We start from the raw sequence: 17697 nt of genomic DNA on the forward strand, positions 1-17697 counted from the left end.
GTGCCCCTGGGGTCATCATTTCGTCAGAAATTCGGTTGCCCCGTACGTGATCCTTCACGCACGATGCCTGGCATGAGCGCACGGCTGCGGGGGATCGCCAAGGAGACGGAGGATGTCGTCGGAGCGGGCGGCTACCGTGCGCAGGACGGCCGTGACGTGCGGATACGCTCCGCGCTCGACGCGGCACTGGCCGGTACGGCGATGTACGGCCCCGAGCCGCTCGGCGTCACTCCCGACACGGACAGGACGCCGTCCTTCGAGGTCACCGGCGAGAGCAGCCTGGACGCGGCGCGCCGGCTCACCCGGTCGGGTCCCGGCGCGGTCGCGGTGCTGAACTTCTCCTCCGCCAGGAACCCGGGAGGCGGGTATCTGAACGGCGCGCAGGCCCAGGAAGAGGCCCTGTGCCGCGCCTCCGCGCTCTATACGACGCTGCTGCGCGCACCGGAGTTCTACGCGCACCACCGGGCGAACCGCAGCCCGTTCTACACCGACCGGGTGATTCACTCACCCGGCGTGCCGGTCTTCCGCGACGACCGGGGGCGCTTCCTCGCCGCCCCGTACCAGGTGGGTTTCCTCACCTCGGCGGCGCCGAACGCCGGGGTGATCGCCCGCTCCGCCCCGGACGAGGTCTCGCGGATCCCGGCGGCGCTCGCCGCCCGCGCCGAAAGGGTGCTGGAGACGGCGGTCGCGGGCGGCTACCGCCGTCTGGTGCTCGGTGCCTGGGGCTGCGGTGTGTTCCGTAACGACCCCGGGCGGGTCGCGGAGGCGTTCAGGGCGCCGCTCACCGGCGGTGGCCGGTTCGCGGGCCACTTCGACGAGATCGTCTTCGGTGTGCTCGACCGGACACCGGGCGCGACGACCCTGGAGGCGTTCCGGCGGGTCTTCGCCGGTCCTGGGGTCCGGTCGGTCGGGTCGGTCCGGTCGGTCCGGTCGTAGGGCGGCGGGCCGGCGGCCGTGGGGCGCCCCGGCTCAGTTCCAGCCGTACCGCAGGCGCAGCGCGTGGACGACCAGGCCGAAGCGCTGGCGGTCCAGGGCGCAGGCCTCGCGGCGCATCCCCTTCTCGTGGACGCGGATCACCCGGTCGATCGCCACCCACGACTCACGGCCCGCGCGGTCCCACGGGCCCACCCCGATCGGCACCCAGTCCCGGTCGCCGTCGTGCCCCTTGCTGGACAGCTGGACGGCGAGCAGGGTGCCGGCCGCCTCACGGGCGACCACGAGCACCGGGCGGTCCTTGCCCCGGCCGTCGTTCTCCTCGAACGGCACCCACGTCCAGACGATCTCGCCGGGGTCGGGGTCGCCGTCGTGTTCCGGGGCGTAGGAGGTGCGGACCTCGCCCACCTCACGGGGGTCGGCCTCGGTGGTGGCGGCGGGGCCGGTGCGGCCGGGGAAGTCACGGTCGGGCTCCGGGGCGGCGGGGCCGCGGGAGTGCGAAGAGGTCGTCATCCGGATGACGTTAGAACGTGCCGCCAGGAGGCGGGTGGGCGGGGCGCGTTGTCAGTGGCGTCTCGTAGCGTTCTCCCTGTCGGACACGGTGCGAACGGAGCGCCGGGGTCCATCTTGGGGAGGGAACTGCCATGTCGGGTACCACCACGTATCTGGAGCTGTCGCAGGACGGCGAAGGAGCGCACAAGTTCTACGAGGTGTCCGTGGACGGGACGGCCGTCTCGGTGCGGTACGGACGCATCGGCGCCGGCGGGCAGTTGCAGACCTCCTCCTTCCCCACCGAGGCGAAGGCCCGGGCCGCGGCGGCCAAGAAGATAGGCGAGAAGGTCCGCAAGGGATACGCGCCCGCGGTCCAGGGGCAGCGCGCCGCGCGGTCGGTGACACGCCGCCAGGTCACCTCGGCGCCCTCCACCGCCCGGTCCGTGGCCCCCGTGCTGTGGCGGTTCAGGACCGGCGCGGCGGCCTTCGGGATCCATGTCGACGAGGACCGCTGCTGGGTGGGGAACCAGTCCGGTGACGTCTACACCGTCAGCCACGGCGGTGAGGTCCTGGCGCGCTACAAGCTGCCCGACGGCGTCAAGTGCCTGGTGGCGGACGACTTCTGGATCTACGCGGGGTGCGACGACGGCAAGGTCTACGACCTCTCCTCGAAGCTTCCGTTCGCGGCGTACGACATCGCTGCGGACGTGGACATCTTCTGGCTGGACATCCACGAGGGGGTGCTGAACGTCTCCGACGGCGCCGGCGGCCTGACGGTCATCGACCACGAGGACGAGTACCAGTGGGCGCGCAAGTCCACGGGCGGGCACGGCTGGATGGTCCGCGCCGACGAACGGGCCGTCTACCACGGGCACCACAAGGGCGTGACGGCCTACGCGCCGGACGGCTCGGGCGAGTTGTGGCACACCCCGACGCCGGGTCAGGTGCTGTTCGGCTGGCAGGAGGACGCGTCGGTGTACGCGGGCACCGCGAAGAACGTCGTGCAGCGGCTCTCCAAGGCCACGGGTGTGGTGGAGGCGACCTTCCGCTGCGACACCGCCGTGTACGCGTGCGCGACCGCGCCCGGCGGCCGGTTCGTGTTCGCGGGTGACAGCTCGTCGTCGGTGTACTGCTTCGACGCGGACGGCACCCGGCTGTGGAAGCTCGGGACGGGCGGCGGCTCGGCGCTGTCCATGCAGTTCTTCGACGACAAGCTGTACATGGTCACCACGGACGGGTCCCTGGTGTGCGTCGACGCGAGCCCCGCCGCCGTCGAGGCCGCCCAGCAGGGTACGGTCCCGGTCGCGGCGGACATCAAGTCGGCGGCGGCGCTGCCCACGTACACCCCGGCGGCAGCGGTCGCCACCGTCACCTCGCCGCCGGCCGGCGGGGTGGTCGTGGAGTGCGTCCAGGACGGGACCCGGCTGCGGGTCCACGTCGTCTCGGACGGCTTCGAGCCGTCGTGGAACGTGCAGTTCCCGCGCGGGATGCGCCAGGCGGGCACGCGTTACGTGGTCGACGCGCTGCACCCGTCCACGTCCGGCTTCTACCGGGTGCGCGGCGAGATCAGGAGGCTGGTCTGACGTGTACGACTTCCGGGGACGGCCCGGAGAAGGGCGGTTGGGCTCCACGGCCCTCCTCACCTCCCTCTGGGCAGCCTTCCTCTGCCTCGCGCTGCTCCTCACCGGATGCGGCGGCTCAGGCTCCGGTGCCGGCTCCGGTGCTGGTTCCGGCGACGGCTCCCGCACCGGTCCCGTGGTGCGCCCGCCCGGTGCGGGTGATCCGTTCGACTACCAGCTCGGCGGTCCCTACGACCTGCCCGCCGGGGTCGGCACGGTCGTGCGGGACCGTACGGCCGCGCCCGCCCCCGGCGCGTACTCCATCTGCTACGTCAACGCCTTCCAGGCGCAGCCCGACGCCGTGGGGTGGTGGCGGAAGCACCATCCGGACCTGCTGCTGCGCGACGCGGACCACGCGCTGGTCGTCGACGAGGAGTGGGACGAGCCACTGCTGGACATCAGGACCGCCGACCGGCGCCGGCGACTGGCCGGGATCGTCGGCGGGTGGATCGACGGCTGCGCCGACCGGGGGTTCGACGCCGTCGAGGCGGACAACCTGGACGCGTACCTGCGCTCCGACGGGCTCATAGGACGGGGCCAGGCGGTCGCCTTCGCCCGGCAGCTCGCCACCCGGGCCCACCGCGCGGGCCTGGCCCTCGGACAGAAGAACGCGGCCGAGATGACCGGGCTGCGCGACAGCATCGGTTTCGATTTCGCCGTCGCGGAGGAGTGCGCGCGCTACGGCGAATGCGACGCGTACGCACGGGCGTACGACGACGTGGTGTTCGTGGTCGAGTACCGGAAGGAGGACTTCGTACGCGCCTGCCGGCAGTGGGGGAAGCGGCTGTCGGTCCTGCTGCGGGACCGCGACCTGGAACCGGCGGGGAGGCCCGGGCATGTGGTCGCGCGCTGTCAGGAGTGAGTTCCGGCCGAGATGCGGTCCGCACCCGCGTCCGGAGAATGGGAGGTCACAGCCGGGACGGACCGGATGGACCGGACATGAACGGGAGCGTTCCATGACCGAGGGCAGCGGGACCCCGAACGGCACCGCCCACCTGTCGCCGCGCGAGCGCGCGGACCTGGGCCGGGCGGCCCGCAAGCGGATCCCCCGTTCGAGCCACGCCGTCTACGAGGCGCCCCCGGCGCGCCGGGACCCCGTGCGTGTGATCGAGGAGCAGTCGGCGTCCCGGGTGTCCGAGCTCGTACCGATCCGGTACGGCCGGATGACGGAGTCGCCGTTCCGCTTCTACCGGGGCGCGGCCGCCGTCATGGCCGGGGACCTGGCGGGCACCCCCCGCTCCGGGTTCACCGCGCAGCTGTGCGGGGACGCGCACCTGCTGAACTTCCGGCTGCTCGCCTCCCCCGAGCGGCAACTGGTCTTCGACATCAACGACTTCGACGAGACCCTGCCGGGCCCCTGGGAATGGGACGTCAAACGGCTCGTCACCAGCCTGGTGATCGCCGGCCGGGAGAACGGCTACGCACCACGGGTGCGGGAGGACATCGTGCGCGCCACGGTCCGCTCGTACCGCGAAAGGACCCGGCTCTACGCGGGCCAGGGCAACCTCGACGTGTGGTACGCCCGGGCGGACGCGGACCAGATCAAGGTGCTGGCGGACCGCAGACTCGACAAGCGGGGACGGGGGCGGCTCAGCAAGGCCCTGTCCAAGGCACGGACCAAGGACAACCTCCAGGCGTTCGGGAAGCTCACCCAGGTGGTCCAGGGGGAGCGCCGGTTCGTGCACGACCCGCCCCTCGTCGTCCCGATCGAGAACATGCTTCCCGGCGCCGAACGGGACGAGGTGGAGCGGCAGTTGCGCGAGCTGGTCGGCCGGTACGCCGAGTCGCTGTCCACGGACCGGGCGCATCTGCTCCGGCAGTACCGCGTGGTGGACATGGCCAGGAAGGTCGTCGGGGTGGGCAGCGTGGGGACCCGCTGCTGGATCATCCTGCTCCTCGGCAGGGACGGCGAGGACCCGCTGATCCTCCAGGCCAAACAGGCCGACGAGTCGGTGCTCGCCGAGCACGTCGGCGCGAGCGTGTACGACAACCAAGGACAACGGGTCGTCGCGGGCCAGCGGCTCATGCAGGCCGTCAGCGACATCTTCCTCGGCTGGGACCGGGTCGTGGGCCTGGACGGCGAGCGACGCGACTTCTACGTACGCCAGTTGCACGACTGGAAGGGCATCGTGGTGCCGCAGATCATGGTGCCGGACGGCATGCGCGCCTTCGGCGAACTCTGCGGCGCGACCCTGGCCCGCGCGCACGCCAGGTCCGGGGACCGGATCGCCGTCGCGGCGTACCTCGGCGGGGGCGACACGTTCGACCGCGCCCTGACCGGGTTCGCCGAGAGCTACGCGGACCAGAACGAGAGCGACCACCGGGCCCTGGTGGAGGCGGTGCGGACCGGTCGCGTACGGGCCGAGGACCCGGCCTGACCGGTGCGCCGCGCCGGGACGCGCCGCCGACCGGCGCGCCGCGAATTGAACCGAGCGGACGTTGAGTCATCTTCTCTTGAATTGCGTACTACCCAGGAGCCCTTCGCCGGATCACACCGCGAACCCGCCTGGAAAGGTGCCGAGAGCGATGAGTCAGCCCCCCGAGCGCGCCGTTCCGACCAGTACCGACGTCGCGCGACGGGCCGGAGTGTCCCGGGCCACCGTCTCGTACGTCCTGAACAACGCCGCGGCCGTCCGGATCAGTGAACCCACCCGCCGCAAGGTCCGGGAGGCCGCGGACGAACTGGGCTACGTACCGCACGCGGGCGCCCGCAGCCTGCGCTCCGGACACACCCGGATGGTGCTCCTGCCCTCGGCCCACACCCCCGTCGGCCCGCTCTACAGCACCTTCTTCAACGAACTCCAGTGGGCGCTGCGCCGCCTGGACTACACCGTGGTGCAGTACGGCAGCCTCGGGCTCGACGGTGACGGGGCCGCCCGCGCCTGGGCGGAGCTGCGGCCCGTCGCGGTCGTCTCGCTCGGCGAGATCTCCCTGACGCCGCACGGCGTGAACGTCCTGAAGCGCTCCGGCGCGAAGGCGGTGATCACCCTCGGTCCGCAGCGGGTCGCCGGCGCGCACGCGCTGGTCATGGACCAGAGGGAGATCGGCTGCGGGGCCGTGTCCCACCTGATCGAGCGCGGCCGGCGCCGCATCGGCGTCGTGATGCCCGAGGAGCCGGGCCTCGGGCTCTTCTCCCAGCCACGCCTGGCGGGCGCCCGGGCCTCGGCGGCGGCGTCCGGCGCGCACGTCGAGCCCGTACCGCTCGCGTACACGGAACAGTCGGCGGCGGCGCTGGCCGGGCGGTGGCGTTCGCTCGGCCTGGACGCGGTGTACGCGTACAACGACGAGTACGCGATGCTGCTGATGCGGGCGCTCCAGGACGAGGGGATCGACGTCCCGGGGGACACCTCGGTGATCGGGGCGGACGATCTGCTGCTCGGCCGGCTGTTGCGGCCCCGCCTTTCGACCGTTCGGGTGGATCTGGTGACCGGGCAGCGGCTGGCGGAGTTGGTGGACCGCGTGGTCCGCGACCCCGGCGGCGAACCGGAACGTCACGATCTGATGGGGGCGCGGGCCGTTCCGCGCGAATCGAGCTAGCGTCACGTCCATGACGATCGTGCCGCAGCGCTTCGAGATCCTGCTGGTCCCCGAGTACGCCGAGGGCCACGAGGGCCCACAGGAGCCGGAGAGCGCCCTGCGGTCGGCGGTGGTGGAGGCGACGGGGGACCTGGGCGCCTCGGGGTATCCGCGATACGCGGGCGAGGGCATGGAGGCCGACATCGACGCGGAGACGCGGACGGTGGAGGCCCTGCTCGTGGACGGCGAGGAGCTGGACTACGGCCTGTCGGCCCTGGTCGTGGACGCGGTCTAGGGCATGTCCGGTCCGGGACATGCGAAAGGGGACGAGCTCTGCCCGTCCCCTTCCACCCGGATCACCACCCGAGCCCGATCCCAGCCGTAAGCCGTCAGGCGCCTTCGGCGCCCTTCGTGTCCGCCTCGGCCACCGACTTGCGCACCTCGTCCATGTCCAGCGCGCGGGCCTGGCCGATCACGTCCTCCAGGGCCGTCTCGGGCAACGCGCCCGGCTGCGCGAACACCGCGACGTTCTCGCGGACGATCATCAACGTCGGAATTGAACGGATGTCGAACGCGGCGGCCAGCTCCTGCTGCGCCTCCGTGTCGACCTTGGCGAAGACCAGATCCCCGTGCCGCTCCGACGCCTTCTCGTACACCGGCCCGAACTGGCGGCACGGGGCGCACCAGGAGGCCCAGAAGTCGATGAGGATGAAGTCGTTCTCCGACACCGTCCGGTCGAAGTTCTCCTTGGTGAGTTCCACAGTGGCCATGACCTGATACCTCTTCCTGCTCTCCGGGGGAAGCCGCCAGATGGAACGGTGTGTGGCACCGCCGTATTCCTCGACCGTTCCCCACGATCGTGTGGCCATGTCAGGGGTCCGGGACCAGACTGACCCCATGAGTGAAGCTATGCAGTACGACGTCGTGGTGCTCGGCGCTGGGCCGGTCGGGGAGAACGTGGCCGACCGCGCCAGAGCCGCGGGGCTGCGCACGGCGGTGGTGGAGAGCGAACTGGTCGGCGGCGAGTGTTCGTACTGGGCCTGCATGCCCAGCAAGGCGCTGCTGCGACCGGCGATCGCCCAGGCGGAGGCGCGGAAGCTGCCCGGGTTGAGCGCATCGGTACGGGGCCCCTTGGACGCCGCCGCGGTGCTGGCGCGCCGGGACGATTTCACCTCGCACTGGAAGGACGACGGCCAGGTCGGCTGGATCGAGGGCATCGGCGCCGACATCTACCGGGGCCACGGCCGGCTGGACGGCCCCAAGAGGGTGGTCGTCAAGGGCCCGGACGGTTCGGAGCAGGTGCTCACCGCGCGCCACGCCGTCGCCGTGTGCACCGGCACCCGCGCCGTGGTCCCCGAACTGCCGGGGGTGGCCGGCGCCAAGCCCTGGACCAGCCGTGAGGCGACCAGCTCGCAGCACGTCCCCGGGCGGCTCGTGGTGGTCGGCGGCGGGGTGGTGGGCGTCGAGATGGCCACCGCGTGGCAGGCGCTGGGCTCCCGGGTCACGCTGCTGATCAGGGGCGGCGGGCTGCTGCCGAAGATGGAGTCCTTCGCCGGGGAACTGGTCGCCGACGCGCTGACGGAGGCGGGCGCCACGATCCGTTACGGCGTCTCCGTCGCCTCGGTCGAGCGCGACGGCGGCACGGGCCCGGTGACGGTGGTGCTGGACGGCGGCGAGCGCGTCGAGGCGGACGAGATCCTCTTCGCCACCGGACGCGCCCCGCGCAGCGAGGACATCGGGCTGGAGTCGGTCGGCCTGCGGCCGGGCTCCTGGCTCACGGTGGACGACAGCTGCCTGGTCGAGGGCAGCGACTGGCTGTACGCGGTCGGTGACGTCAACCACCGGGCGCTCCTCACCCACCAGGGCAAGTACCAGGCACGGATCGCGGGCGCCGCGATCGCCGCCAGGGCCGCCGGGGTCCCCCTCCTGGAGACCGACCGCTGGGGCGCCCACGCCGCCACCGCCGATCACGCGGCGGTCCCCCAGGTCGTCTTCACCGACCCGGAGGTCGCCTCGGTCGGCCTGACCCTCGCGGAGGCGGAGGCGGCGGGCCACCGGGTCCGCGCGGTCGACTACGAGATCGGCTCCGTGGCCGGAGCGAGCCTGTACGGCGACGGCTACACGGGCCGCGCCCGCATGATCGTCGACCTGGACCGGGAAATCCTGCGCGGCGTCACCTTCGCGGGCCCGGGAGTCGGCGAGATGCTGCACTCCGCCACGATCGCGGTGGTCGGCGAGGTACCGATCGAGCGGCTGTGGCACGCGGTCCCGGCCTACCCCACGATCAGCGAGATCTGGCTGCGCCTGCTGGAGACGTACCGCGGCTGAGGACGTGCGGGGGAGGTGGGTGGCGGAGGTGTGTGGCGGGGCGGCGGGGTGATTGAACGCGTCTGTGACGGATGCGGTTGTCGCCCGGTGGGTGTCCGCCGGTCCAGGCTGTCCCCTGGTCGTGCGCCGGTCGACATCAGGGCGTGGTCTTCCCCGTCCCCGGGCCGCGCTGTTTGGGTGGGTGGAGGGGGTGGGGTGCGGGGGGCCCCGCCCCTGTGGTCGCGCCGTGCCGGAGAGGGGGAACGGTGGACGCGAGCGGCGCGACCACGCTGGTGGCCGCCGCCGTCGGGGTCGTGGGGACACTGCTGTCCGCGCTGCTGACCCAGCGCGCCGCGGACCGAGGCCGGCAGCGGGAGGCCGACCGCGACGCCCGGCTGCGGGAGCGGCGCAGCCACGACAACGCGCGGCGCGCCGTCTATGTCACGCTCAACACCGCCGCACGGCAGTACCTCGCGGCGCTCACCGACCATCTGCACGCACTGCGCCGGGCCGCCGACACCGAAGAGGCGCACCGGCGGCTCGTCGAGGCGCGGGATCTGCACCGCGAGGTCCACGCCGAGGTCCAGCTGCTGGTGCCCGACGCTCTCCTCGAAGCGGCGGGCGAGGTCAGCCACGCGCTCAACGGCCTGTACGGGATGGTCAGACGCCTCGACGGCGGTGTGCCGAGACCGGGCGACTCGCTCGACAGCGCGCAGGCGGCGATAGACGAACTCTGGACGCGGCTGCGTGAGTTGAGGGCGCGCATGAGGGCGGAGCTGGGCGATTCCCGGTCGGATTCCGGGCACTGACGGGCTTTCACGGCGAAGGGGCCCCGGAGGGGGTCATCATGGCCATCGGTGAAGGAAGCGGGGGACAGGTGAACGACGACGGGAACGGTGGCCTGGAGGGCCTGCGTACGTGGGTGACGGAGGCCACCGAGCGGTCGGCCCGCCTGCTGCCCCGAGACGGCGAGCCCCGGCCGCACGCCCGGGAGTACGACAGCTCCGTGGCCGAACTCGACCAGCTGCAGGCTCTGTTGGCGCACGACGATCGGTTGCGCGGCAAGGTGACCGTCCGCCTCGGCGTCATGCTGACGCTGCGGTATCTGGCCGAGGGCGGCGCCGTGCCCGGCGACCGGGAACGGGCCCAGCGGCTGCTGCGGGAGTCCCGTGATCCGGAGACCGGAGCGGCGACCGACCCGCGGGACAGGAGCATGGCGGGCGCCTTCCTGGCGACGCTGCTGCTGCCGCTGCCGGAGATGGGGGCCGGGTTCGGACAGCAGCCGAGCTTCGAGGCCCTGCTCAACTGGCAGGCGGCCCACGGAACCGCGGGGGCGCAGGACATGGCGCGCGAGATGGGGACGCTCCTCCCGGAGATGAAGGACCTGCCGCTGCCGCTGCCACCGGATCTTCTGGAGAAGATCACGCAGTTGAGCAGGGCGTTCGAGGTGATCGACGGGATCGACGGGCCCGCGGGCGTCGAGCGTCTGGCCGGCGCTCTGCCCGAGGGATTCCCGTACCTGGACGAATTGCGGACGCTCGGCAGACTGCTGCCGGACGAGCCGCCGACCCCGGGCGTCGCGGACCTGCCCGGGCAGGGCGCTGAGGCGGGGCTTCCGGACGCGACGGCCCAGGACGGCAAGGCGCGGGCCGGCAAGGCCCAGGACGGGGAGGCCCAAGACGGGAAGGACCGGGAGGGCAAGGCCCAGGACGGCAAGGCCCGGGACGGGAGCCCGGCGGACGACGAGAGTCGGGGCAAGGGCGACCGGGACACCGGCTACGACCTCGCCGGGCAGGTCTTCCTCCCCGCTCTGTTCGGCTCGCTGAGAGCCCTGCGCGGCAGCGACCCGGACGCGCTCAACGAGACCCTCGGCCGGCTGAGCGACGCGCTCGACCGGATGCCGCCCGGGCACGAGCTGACGGGCGTCGTCAAGGGCGCCCTCGGCGGTCTGCTCCACATGGGGAGGTACGCCGGCGGCAACATCGAGGACCAGCGGCTCGGGGCGGAATTCACCCGGCTGGTGTCGGACCGCTCCGGCGAGTTCTATCCGTTTCCCGGTCCCCGGGGCTCCGGCGGTGACGGGGTCTCGATCTCGGGCCGGGCCTTCCTCCTCATGTCCCGGGTGAGCAGGGCCGAGGAGTCGGGTGATCCGGGCGAAGTGGACGCGGTCATCGCGGAGCTGACCGCCCTGGACGGCGAGCCCTCCCGGGAGCCGGAGGCCCACTTCATGATTCCCATGGTCCTCGCGCAGGCGTACATGGCGCGCGGCCGGTTCACGGACCGGCGGGCGATGCAGCTCAAGGCCCTGGAGTACAACGAACGGGCCGCGGCGGCACGGGAGCACGCCGTGCCGATCCTCTCCGAGATGTTCGACATGCTGGAGACGGCGAACCGGTCCCTGCGGGCGGCCCTCACCTCGGATCCCGGCCCGCTCCAGGGCGACCTCGTCTCGGCCCCCGACGCCTCGGCCCACGCCCGCTGGGGCACCGCTCTGTCACTGGTCACGCGGTACGACGTCGGCAAGGACCCGGCGGACCTCGACCGGGCCATCGAGGAGCTGGAAGAGATCCGGGCCCTGATCGAGGCCGGTGACAAGTCCTACTTCGCCGCCGACGCGCTCTGGAAGCTCGCCGACCTGTACAGCGTCCGCCGGGCCCGCAGGAGCGCCGAGGACCAGGCCGCCGCCATTGGTGCCGCCATGGCGGGCCTGCGCACCCTCGCCGCCGACGTGATTCTGCAACTCGGTTCCGAGCACGGCCTGCTGGCCGCCCGCACCGGCGCCGGACGCGGCCTGGTGGCCGCGGCCTGGGCCGCTTCCCGGGCCCAGGTGCCGGAGGCGGTGGCCGCCCTCGAACTGGGCAGGGCGCTCGTCCTGCAGGCGGCGTCCGCGACCGCCGCCGTCCCCGAACTCCTCGAAGGGCTCGGCCACCGGACGCTCGCCGACTCCTGGCGGACCTCCACCGCACGACGCCCCGTCCAGCTCGACGCGCTCCCCGGCGAGCTTCCCAGCACTCTGCGCAGGCAGGCGCTGGAGGCTCTCGACTACCGGCGCCGGGCGCTGTTCGCCACGCCGACCGTCAGTGACCTCCAGGCCGGTCTCGCGGACAGCGACGCGGACGCGCTGGTCTACCTGGTCCCCGGCGCGGACGACGGACCGGGCACCGCCGTGATCGTGGGACCGGACACCGGCACCGGAGTGCTTCAACTGCCCCTGCTCTCCCGGGCGGGGAGCGGCCCGCTGGACCGGTATCTGGAGGCCGCGGCGGAACGGTCGCTCCACCCCCGTGACCCGGCGGCCGACCGGGCGTGGGAAGCGGCGCTCTCCGACCTGTGCGACTGGGCGTACCCCGCCGTCGTGGGACACGTCATCACCGGCGTGGCGCAGAAGCTCGCGGCCAACGAGCACAGGCGCCGTGACAGGCCGGGCCCGCCCCGTATCGTCCTGGTGCCGTGCGGCAGGCTCGGAGTTGTCCCGTGGCACGCGGCCCGGCTGCCGGAGGGCGCGCGGCGCGCGTACGCCTGCCAGATGATGATCATCAGCTACGCCGCGTCCGGCGGCCAGTTCCTCGCGGCGTCCCGGCGGGCCCGGCGGCCACCGGGCGACACGCCCGTGCTGGTCGCGGACCCCCGCCAGGACCTCACCCGCGCCGAGCAGGAAGTCCTGGCGCTGCACGAGTCGTACTACCCGAAGGCCCGGCTGTACGGGGAGTTCTACGACGAGCCCGCGCGGCGGGAGGCGGCAGGCACCCCCGAAGAGCTGCTCGGAGTCCTCGGGGAGCCGCTGTCGCTGCTGCATGTCGCGTCGCACGGCTCGGCGGGCCTCCGGCCCACCGTCTCCTCCCTGCACCTCGCCTTCCCCGACGGCACCGAGGAGTTGCCGGTCGCCGAGGGCGGCAGCGGGGCCACGCCGGATCTGGGCATGCTGACCGTGAACCGGCTCCTCGACCGCGACCGCGAGGAGCGCGAAAAGGCGGACGACGGAGGCCCGTTGGTGGTCCTCAGCGCCTGCGAGACCGATCTGAGCACCGGGGACCACGACGAGGCGCTCACCCTGACCACCGCCTTCGTCGCGGGCGGGGCGCGCGATGTGGTGGGCTCGCGCTGGACCACCGAGGACGGGGCGTCGGCCCTGATGATGGCCGTGTTCCACCACCACGTGGCGGTCGAGGGGCGCAGCCCGGCGGACGCGCTCAGGGAGGCCCAGATGTGGATGCTCGACCCCGGCCGCCAGGATCCGGGGACGCTGAGCCCCGCGCTGCTGCGGGAGATGCGCCGCCCCGGGCTCGACCGGCTGTCCGTCTGGGCCGCGTTCATCCACCAGGGGCACCCCGGCCCCGCGAAGGAGGCCCGATGAATTCGGCGGACGGGCTGCTCGCCCTGGTGGGCGAGCACCTGGAGAGCGTGCGCGCGAGCCTCGGGCCCGAGCGGTACAACCTGCTGCTGACCCGGGTGCGGGCACTCACCGACGGGGCCGGCAGCGCCAAGGAGCAGCGCAGGGACCTCCAGGGTGTCCGGCTCGTCCTGCTGGACCTACCGTTCGACCATCCGGTGCGGCTCGCCCTGGACAGCAACCGGCTGTTGGCCACGACGGACCTGCCGCGCACCGTGGTGCAGGCACGCGAGCTGCTGGCGCGCCTGGCTGAGCCCGCGCCAGGGCCGGAGCCCGTACCGTCCACGGCGGAGATCATCGCCGGGGTACGGCGCCGGCTGCTCGCCGCCCCGTCCCTCTCCGCGAGGGAGGTGCGGACCGGCACGGCCGCCGAGGCCGCGCCGTCGGAACTGATCCGGCTGGACGACCCGTTGCGCGGCGCCCGCTACCCGGCCTTCCAGTTCGCCGGCGGCACCGCCGATCCCCTGCCCGTCGTCCGCCGCGTCAACCGGCTGCTGCTCGCGGACGTCGACCCCTGGGGCGCCGCCCACTGGTGGCTCAGCGGCAACACATGGCTGGGCGGCCCACCCGCGTCCCTGCTCGGCGAACTGCCGGACCGGGCGCTCGCCGACGCCGCCCGCGCCCTGGTGGAGGGGGACCGATGACCGGCACCGTCCCGCCCTCCGCGTACACGATGCGGCCCCGGCCCCACACCATCCCCGCCGGCACCCACCTGTGGCGCGTGCACCGCGCGGGCCGGCCCGCCGAGCAGTTCAACCCGATCTCCGTGGACCCGCACTTCGGCGGCAACCGGTTCGACGGCACCTCCTACGATCCGTACTCCTACCAGTACCAGGCCGCCGACCCGGCCACCGCCCTGGCCGAAACCCTCCTGCGTTCCCTGGAGTTCGACGCCGAGGCGGGCATGCGGCTCGTCCCGTACGCGGCGGTCAGGGGCAAATCGCTGAGCGTGCTGCGGGCCCGGGCCGATCTGGACGTCGTCTCGCTGATCACCGAAGAGGACCTGGCGGCGGTCTGCCAGGACTCCTGGCTGCTGGAGTCGGAGGGCGACCGCTATGCAAAGACCCGGCGCTGGGCGAGCGAGATCCGGGCGCAGGCCCCGAAGGCGATGGGCCTGGTGTGGCAGTCCCGGCGTCACCGGCCCCGGCTCGCGTCCGTGCTCTTCGCGGACCGGTGCGGAATCGACCCCCTCGTCCCCGTTCCCGGACCCGGCATCGCGGACATGGGCTCGCCCGAGGGTGTCGCCGAGGTCAACCGCCTGCTCGCCCCGCTGCGCGCCGCCGTCCTGCCGCCCTTGCCCGTACCGGGGCAGCAGGTGTGAGCCCCGGAGCGGATGCCGGTACGACCGTGCCGCCCGGTCCGTCACTTGTCGCCCCGTCACGCAGGGTGCGATGGTGGAAGATATGCCGCTGCCTGTGGAACACGCCTCCCTTTTGGGTGAGTTGAAAGAAGTGCGGCGGGCCGGTCTGGTGCGGCTGCGCGTCCTGGACCTGTCCGTGCTGAAGGACGTGGCCGCGGCGCGCACCCCGGACCGCACCGTCGAGGCGCTGCTGCGCCTCGCCGTCTCGCGGCTGGACGCGGGCACCCTGCGTACGGCCGCCGAATACACCCTGGGCCTGGCACCGGGGACCCGGGACTGGCCCCCCGCCGACCGGCGCAAACGGGCGGCGGAGGTGTACGGGGTCAGCGTCGAGCGATTCCGCAAGGACCAGGAGCTGATGGTCCTGGGCCAGATCGCCGAGGCCGTCGGCCGGCTGGCGGCCGGCGCCGGAGAAGCGGGAGGTGCGGGCGGAACCGGCAGCGTCGCGAGGGGAGGTGACGCGACCGCGGACGGAGCCTGGAACAGCGGCACCCACCGGACGCTGGACGTCGCCGTGGGCGGCCGGGAGCTGAAGGTCACCGTGCACGTGCACCCGGTCGACCTGCTGCGCGACGTCGATGTGATCGTGTCACCCGTCAACACACACCTGGCACTGCCGGAGTTGTACAAGTCGTCCATCGCGGCGTCCCTGCGCCGCGCCGGTGCCGTACGCGGGGTGACCGGCGACGTGCTGGCCGACCCGGTCCGGGACGAACTGGGCGTGTGGGCCGCGCGCAGTGGCACCTCGGGCCGCCCCGTGCTGCCGGGCACCGTCGTGCCCACCGGCTCCGGCGGCCTCGCCGACCGGGGCATCCGCCGGATCTACCACGCGGCGGTCGCGGTGCCCCGCGCCGGGACCAACGACTACGACGTCCTGCCCGCCGACGTCACCCGCGCCACCGCCCGCGCGTTCGCCCTCCTGGCCGACGAGCGGACCCTCTTCGGGCCGCCGCTGCGTTCGGTGTGCTTCCCGCTGCTCGGCTCGGGGCGGGGCGGTCTGCCGTACGCGATCAGTGTCGCGTCCGTCTGGGCCGCCGTGGAGGCGGAGTTGGCGCGCGGCGCCCGGTGGGACGTGCACTTCGTCGTGCGCAGCCCGGTGGCCGCGGCGCTGCTGGACCGGCTGCCCGCCAGAATCCGCCCCGTCGCCGACCGGTCCGCGACCGGTGGGTCCGGTTGACTGGACACCAGGGGCATCGGCACCGATTCACCTGCGGTTCCACGCGGTCGACGGGGGAGGAGCACGGCGTGACGGGGATGGACGAGTGGGCGGACGGGGCGACGGGCCGTGTGATGACCTGGCCGGACCCCGACGTGTACGTACTGGTCGACGGAGTGCTGCTGCGGGCGGTGCCGTCGGCACCGGGTCTCGTGCGCGGAAGCGAGGCCGCGCTGCGCCACGACCCGGACCTGGGCCGCCTGACCGCTTCCGCGACCGGGGCCGGGCCCGCGGCCTCAGGGACCGGGGCGGAGCCCGCGGCTTCCGCGACCGGGGCGGAGCCCGTATGAGCGAGTACGGCACCGGATTCGCCGACGGTTACGACGAGCGGCAGCCCGTCGTCCTCCTCCTCGACACCTCCGCGTCCATGGGCCGCCCCGCCGACAGCCCCCGGATCGCCGAGCTGAACGCCGCGCTCGCCCGGTGGTTCGACAGCGTGCGCTCCGAGGCCCGGCTGCGTTCGCGGGTCGAGGTCTGCCTGATCACCTTCGACTCGCACGTCCGTGTGTACGACGCGGCGAAGGCGTCCCTGATTCCGGCCGAAGAGGCGGACACCAGCCGCGTGTTCGTGCCCGTGGACCAACTGCGCCCGCCCCTGCTCGGCGCCTCCGGCCTCACCCGTATGACAGCGGCGATCGACACGGCGCTCGACCTGTCACGCGAGCGGTACCGGGCCCTTCAGACCCGCAAGGTGCCCGTGCGCCGCCCCTTCCTGTGGCTCCTCACCGACGGCGCTCCCAGCGACACCGAGGGCCGGCCCCAGGACGCCGCGGCGCTGGCGCCGACGGCACGGCGGCTGCGCCGTTGCGAGGAGCGGGGCGAGGGCGTCTTCCAGGCGATCGGCGTACGCGGCGCGGATCTCCCGCTGCTCAAGGTGCTGGCGCCCCGAGCGGCGCTGATGCTCGACAGCCTGGACTTCGGGCAGATCCTGGATCTGCTCTTTCTCAGCTCCGACCAGGCGGGCGCGGTGTCCGACGCGGACGAGGTCCACCGGCAGGTGGCGGACATGGCGGCGGTACGTGAACGGATGAACCGGCTGGAGGACAGCCTGTGATCGTCGCCGGCGCCGGTGTCCCCGGCGCCGCCCGTCTCGCCGCGGGACAGGGCGGTCAGGACGCGTTCCGGGCCGTGGACCTGGGCGGCCGGGCCGTGCTGGCCGTCGCGGACGGCGTCGGGACCCGGGCGCGCAGCGCCCTCGGCGCGCACCTCGCGGTGGACGCGGCCTGCCAGGTGCTCGCGGAGGATCCGCCGGACACCTCCGCGGGGGCGGCGCGGTGGACGCGGTGGATCGCCTCCCGCGGCGTGCGGGTGGTCGACGCCTGGCTGCGGGCCGCCCACGCCGTGCAGGGACCCGACGGCGACCCCGGCGCGCTGGGCGCAGCCCTCGCCGCCGCCGTTGTCCGGCCGCCCTGGGCGGTCTTCCTCTCCGTGGGCGACTGCTTCGCGGTCGTACTGACACGGGAGCACGAGCGGCGGGGCGGGCGGCGGTACGGGGCCGGGCGGCCCGAGCGCTGCCATCTGGTCCTGCCGCCCCCCGATCCGGACCTGCCGCCGCCCGGCTTCCTCTCCTCGCCCGGAGCCCGGCTGCGCGTGCGCACCTTCGCCCTGTGGGACCCGGAACTCAGCGGCGTTGTCCTCGCCACCGACGGATGCGCCCCGCCGGCCCTAGACCACCCGTCGGCGCGCGGGCTGCCGCTCGCGGCGGGACCGCTGCCCTCGGCACGGTTCTTCCACGCGGTCTCCGCGCGCCTGCGCGAAGACGGCGGCGACGCCGGGCCGCTGCGGGACCTGCTGTCGGCGGCGGCCACCGGGCGCACCGGTGACGACGTCACCGTGCTGTGCGCGCTCACGGAAGGGGAGTGAG

17 protein-coding genes are annotated in these 17697 nt (G+C 73.5%); 15 read left to right on the top strand and 2 right to left on the bottom strand.

The features are described 5' to 3' along the window. The first annotated feature begins 72 nt into the window (after positions 1-72). Positions 73-936: a TIGR02452 family protein gene (locus ACIO1C_RS01795; protein WP_401857203.1), complete on the top strand. Its 864-nt coding sequence runs from the start codon at positions 73-75 to the stop codon at positions 934-936. A gap of 33 nt (positions 937-969) precedes the next feature. Here ACIO1C_RS01795 and ACIO1C_RS01800 read toward each other — a convergent pair whose 3' ends face one another. Beyond that, a complete protein-coding gene (locus ACIO1C_RS01800; RefSeq protein WP_401857205.1) occupies positions 970-1446 on the bottom strand; it encodes a type II toxin-antitoxin system PemK/MazF family toxin in 477 nt (158 codons plus the stop codon). Positions 1447-1577: 131 nt separating this feature from the next. Between ACIO1C_RS01800 and ACIO1C_RS01805 the strand changes: the two genes are divergently transcribed. The 5 genes from ACIO1C_RS01805 (at position 1578) to ACIO1C_RS01825 (ending at position 6855) form a co-directional block, all read left to right on the top strand. Beyond that, a complete protein-coding gene (locus tag ACIO1C_RS01805; RefSeq protein ID WP_401857207.1) occupies positions 1578-3008 on the top strand; it encodes a WGR domain-containing protein in 1431 nt (476 codons plus the stop codon). Between the two features lies 1 nt (position 3009). Next, positions 3010-3906, top strand: coding sequence for an endo alpha-1,4 polygalactosaminidase (locus ACIO1C_RS01810; RefSeq protein ID WP_401857209.1), 897 nt, complete (start codon positions 3010-3012; stop codon positions 3904-3906). 94 nt (positions 3907-4000) lie between these two features. Then, positions 4001-5422 carry a DUF2252 domain-containing protein gene (locus tag ACIO1C_RS01815; protein WP_401857210.1) on the top strand — a complete coding sequence of 474 codons (1422 nt, stop codon included), beginning with the start codon at positions 4001-4003 and terminating at the stop codon, positions 5420-5422. A gap of 148 nt (positions 5423-5570) precedes the next feature. After that, entirely contained in the window at positions 5571-6581 is a 1011-nt protein-coding gene (locus ACIO1C_RS01820) for a LacI family DNA-binding transcriptional regulator (RefSeq protein WP_401857212.1), read from the top strand. Positions 6582-6591: 10 nt separating this feature from the next. Beyond that, positions 6592-6855 carry a hypothetical protein gene (locus tag ACIO1C_RS01825; protein ID WP_167023222.1) on the top strand — a complete coding sequence of 88 codons (264 nt, stop codon included), beginning with the start codon at positions 6592-6594 and terminating at the stop codon, positions 6853-6855. A 94-nt stretch (positions 6856-6949) separates the two neighbouring features. Here the strand turns inward: ACIO1C_RS01825 and trxA are convergent, their stop codons facing one another. Then, complete coding sequence (trxA, locus tag ACIO1C_RS01830; RefSeq protein ID WP_401857214.1) at positions 6950-7330, bottom strand: thioredoxin; 381 nt, start codon at positions 7328-7330, stop codon at positions 6950-6952. A gap of 127 nt (positions 7331-7457) precedes the next feature. On the opposite strand from trxA, the gene ACIO1C_RS01835 reads away from it, so the two are divergent. From ACIO1C_RS01835 to ACIO1C_RS01875, 9 genes are all read left to right on the top strand, one after another. Then, positions 7458-8888: a dihydrolipoyl dehydrogenase family protein gene (locus ACIO1C_RS01835; RefSeq protein WP_401857216.1), complete on the top strand. Its 1431-nt coding sequence runs from the start codon at positions 7458-7460 to the stop codon at positions 8886-8888. Positions 8889-9133: 245 nt separating this feature from the next. Beyond that, positions 9134-9676 carry a hypothetical protein gene (locus ACIO1C_RS01840; RefSeq protein ID WP_401857218.1) on the top strand — a complete coding sequence of 181 codons (543 nt, stop codon included), beginning with the start codon at positions 9134-9136 and terminating at the stop codon, positions 9674-9676. A gap of 38 nt (positions 9677-9714) precedes the next feature. Then, complete coding sequence (locus tag ACIO1C_RS01845) at positions 9715-13221, top strand: CHAT domain-containing protein (protein ID WP_401857220.1); 3507 nt, start codon at positions 9715-9717, stop codon at positions 13219-13221. After that, positions 13218-13901 carry a hypothetical protein gene (locus ACIO1C_RS01850; RefSeq protein ID WP_401857221.1) on the top strand — a complete coding sequence of 228 codons (684 nt, stop codon included), beginning with the start codon at positions 13218-13220 and terminating at the stop codon, positions 13899-13901. Before ACIO1C_RS01845 ends, ACIO1C_RS01850 begins: the two co-directional genes overlap by 4 nt. Next, on the top strand, positions 13898-14578 hold the full coding sequence (locus tag ACIO1C_RS01855; protein ID WP_401857223.1) for an RES family NAD+ phosphorylase: 681 nt from the start codon (positions 13898-13900) through the stop codon (positions 14576-14578). The genes ACIO1C_RS01850 and ACIO1C_RS01855 overlap by 4 nt, the downstream gene beginning before the upstream one ends. Positions 14579-14660: 82 nt before the next feature. After that, the gene (locus tag ACIO1C_RS01860) at positions 14661-15794 is read left to right on the top strand and encodes a macro domain-containing protein (RefSeq protein WP_401857225.1); all 1134 of its coding nucleotides are present in this window, start codon (positions 14661-14663) and stop codon (positions 15792-15794) included. Positions 15795-15871: 77 nt separating this feature from the next. Beyond that, complete coding sequence (locus ACIO1C_RS01865) at positions 15872-16123, top strand: hypothetical protein (protein ID WP_401858013.1); 252 nt, start codon at positions 15872-15874, stop codon at positions 16121-16123. Further along, a complete protein-coding gene (locus ACIO1C_RS01870) occupies positions 16120-16887 on the top strand; it encodes a hypothetical protein (protein WP_401857227.1) in 768 nt (255 codons plus the stop codon). The genes ACIO1C_RS01865 and ACIO1C_RS01870 overlap by 4 nt, the downstream gene beginning before the upstream one ends. Then, complete coding sequence (locus ACIO1C_RS01875) at positions 16884-17696, top strand: protein phosphatase 2C domain-containing protein (protein WP_401857229.1); 813 nt, start codon at positions 16884-16886, stop codon at positions 17694-17696. Before ACIO1C_RS01870 ends, ACIO1C_RS01875 begins: the two co-directional genes overlap by 4 nt. Position 17697 lies beyond the last annotated feature (1 nt).

It is taken from the genome of Streptomyces sp. NPDC087420 (assembly GCF_044744165.1).
GTDB lineage: Bacteria > Actinomycetota > Actinomycetes > Streptomycetales > Streptomycetaceae > Streptomyces.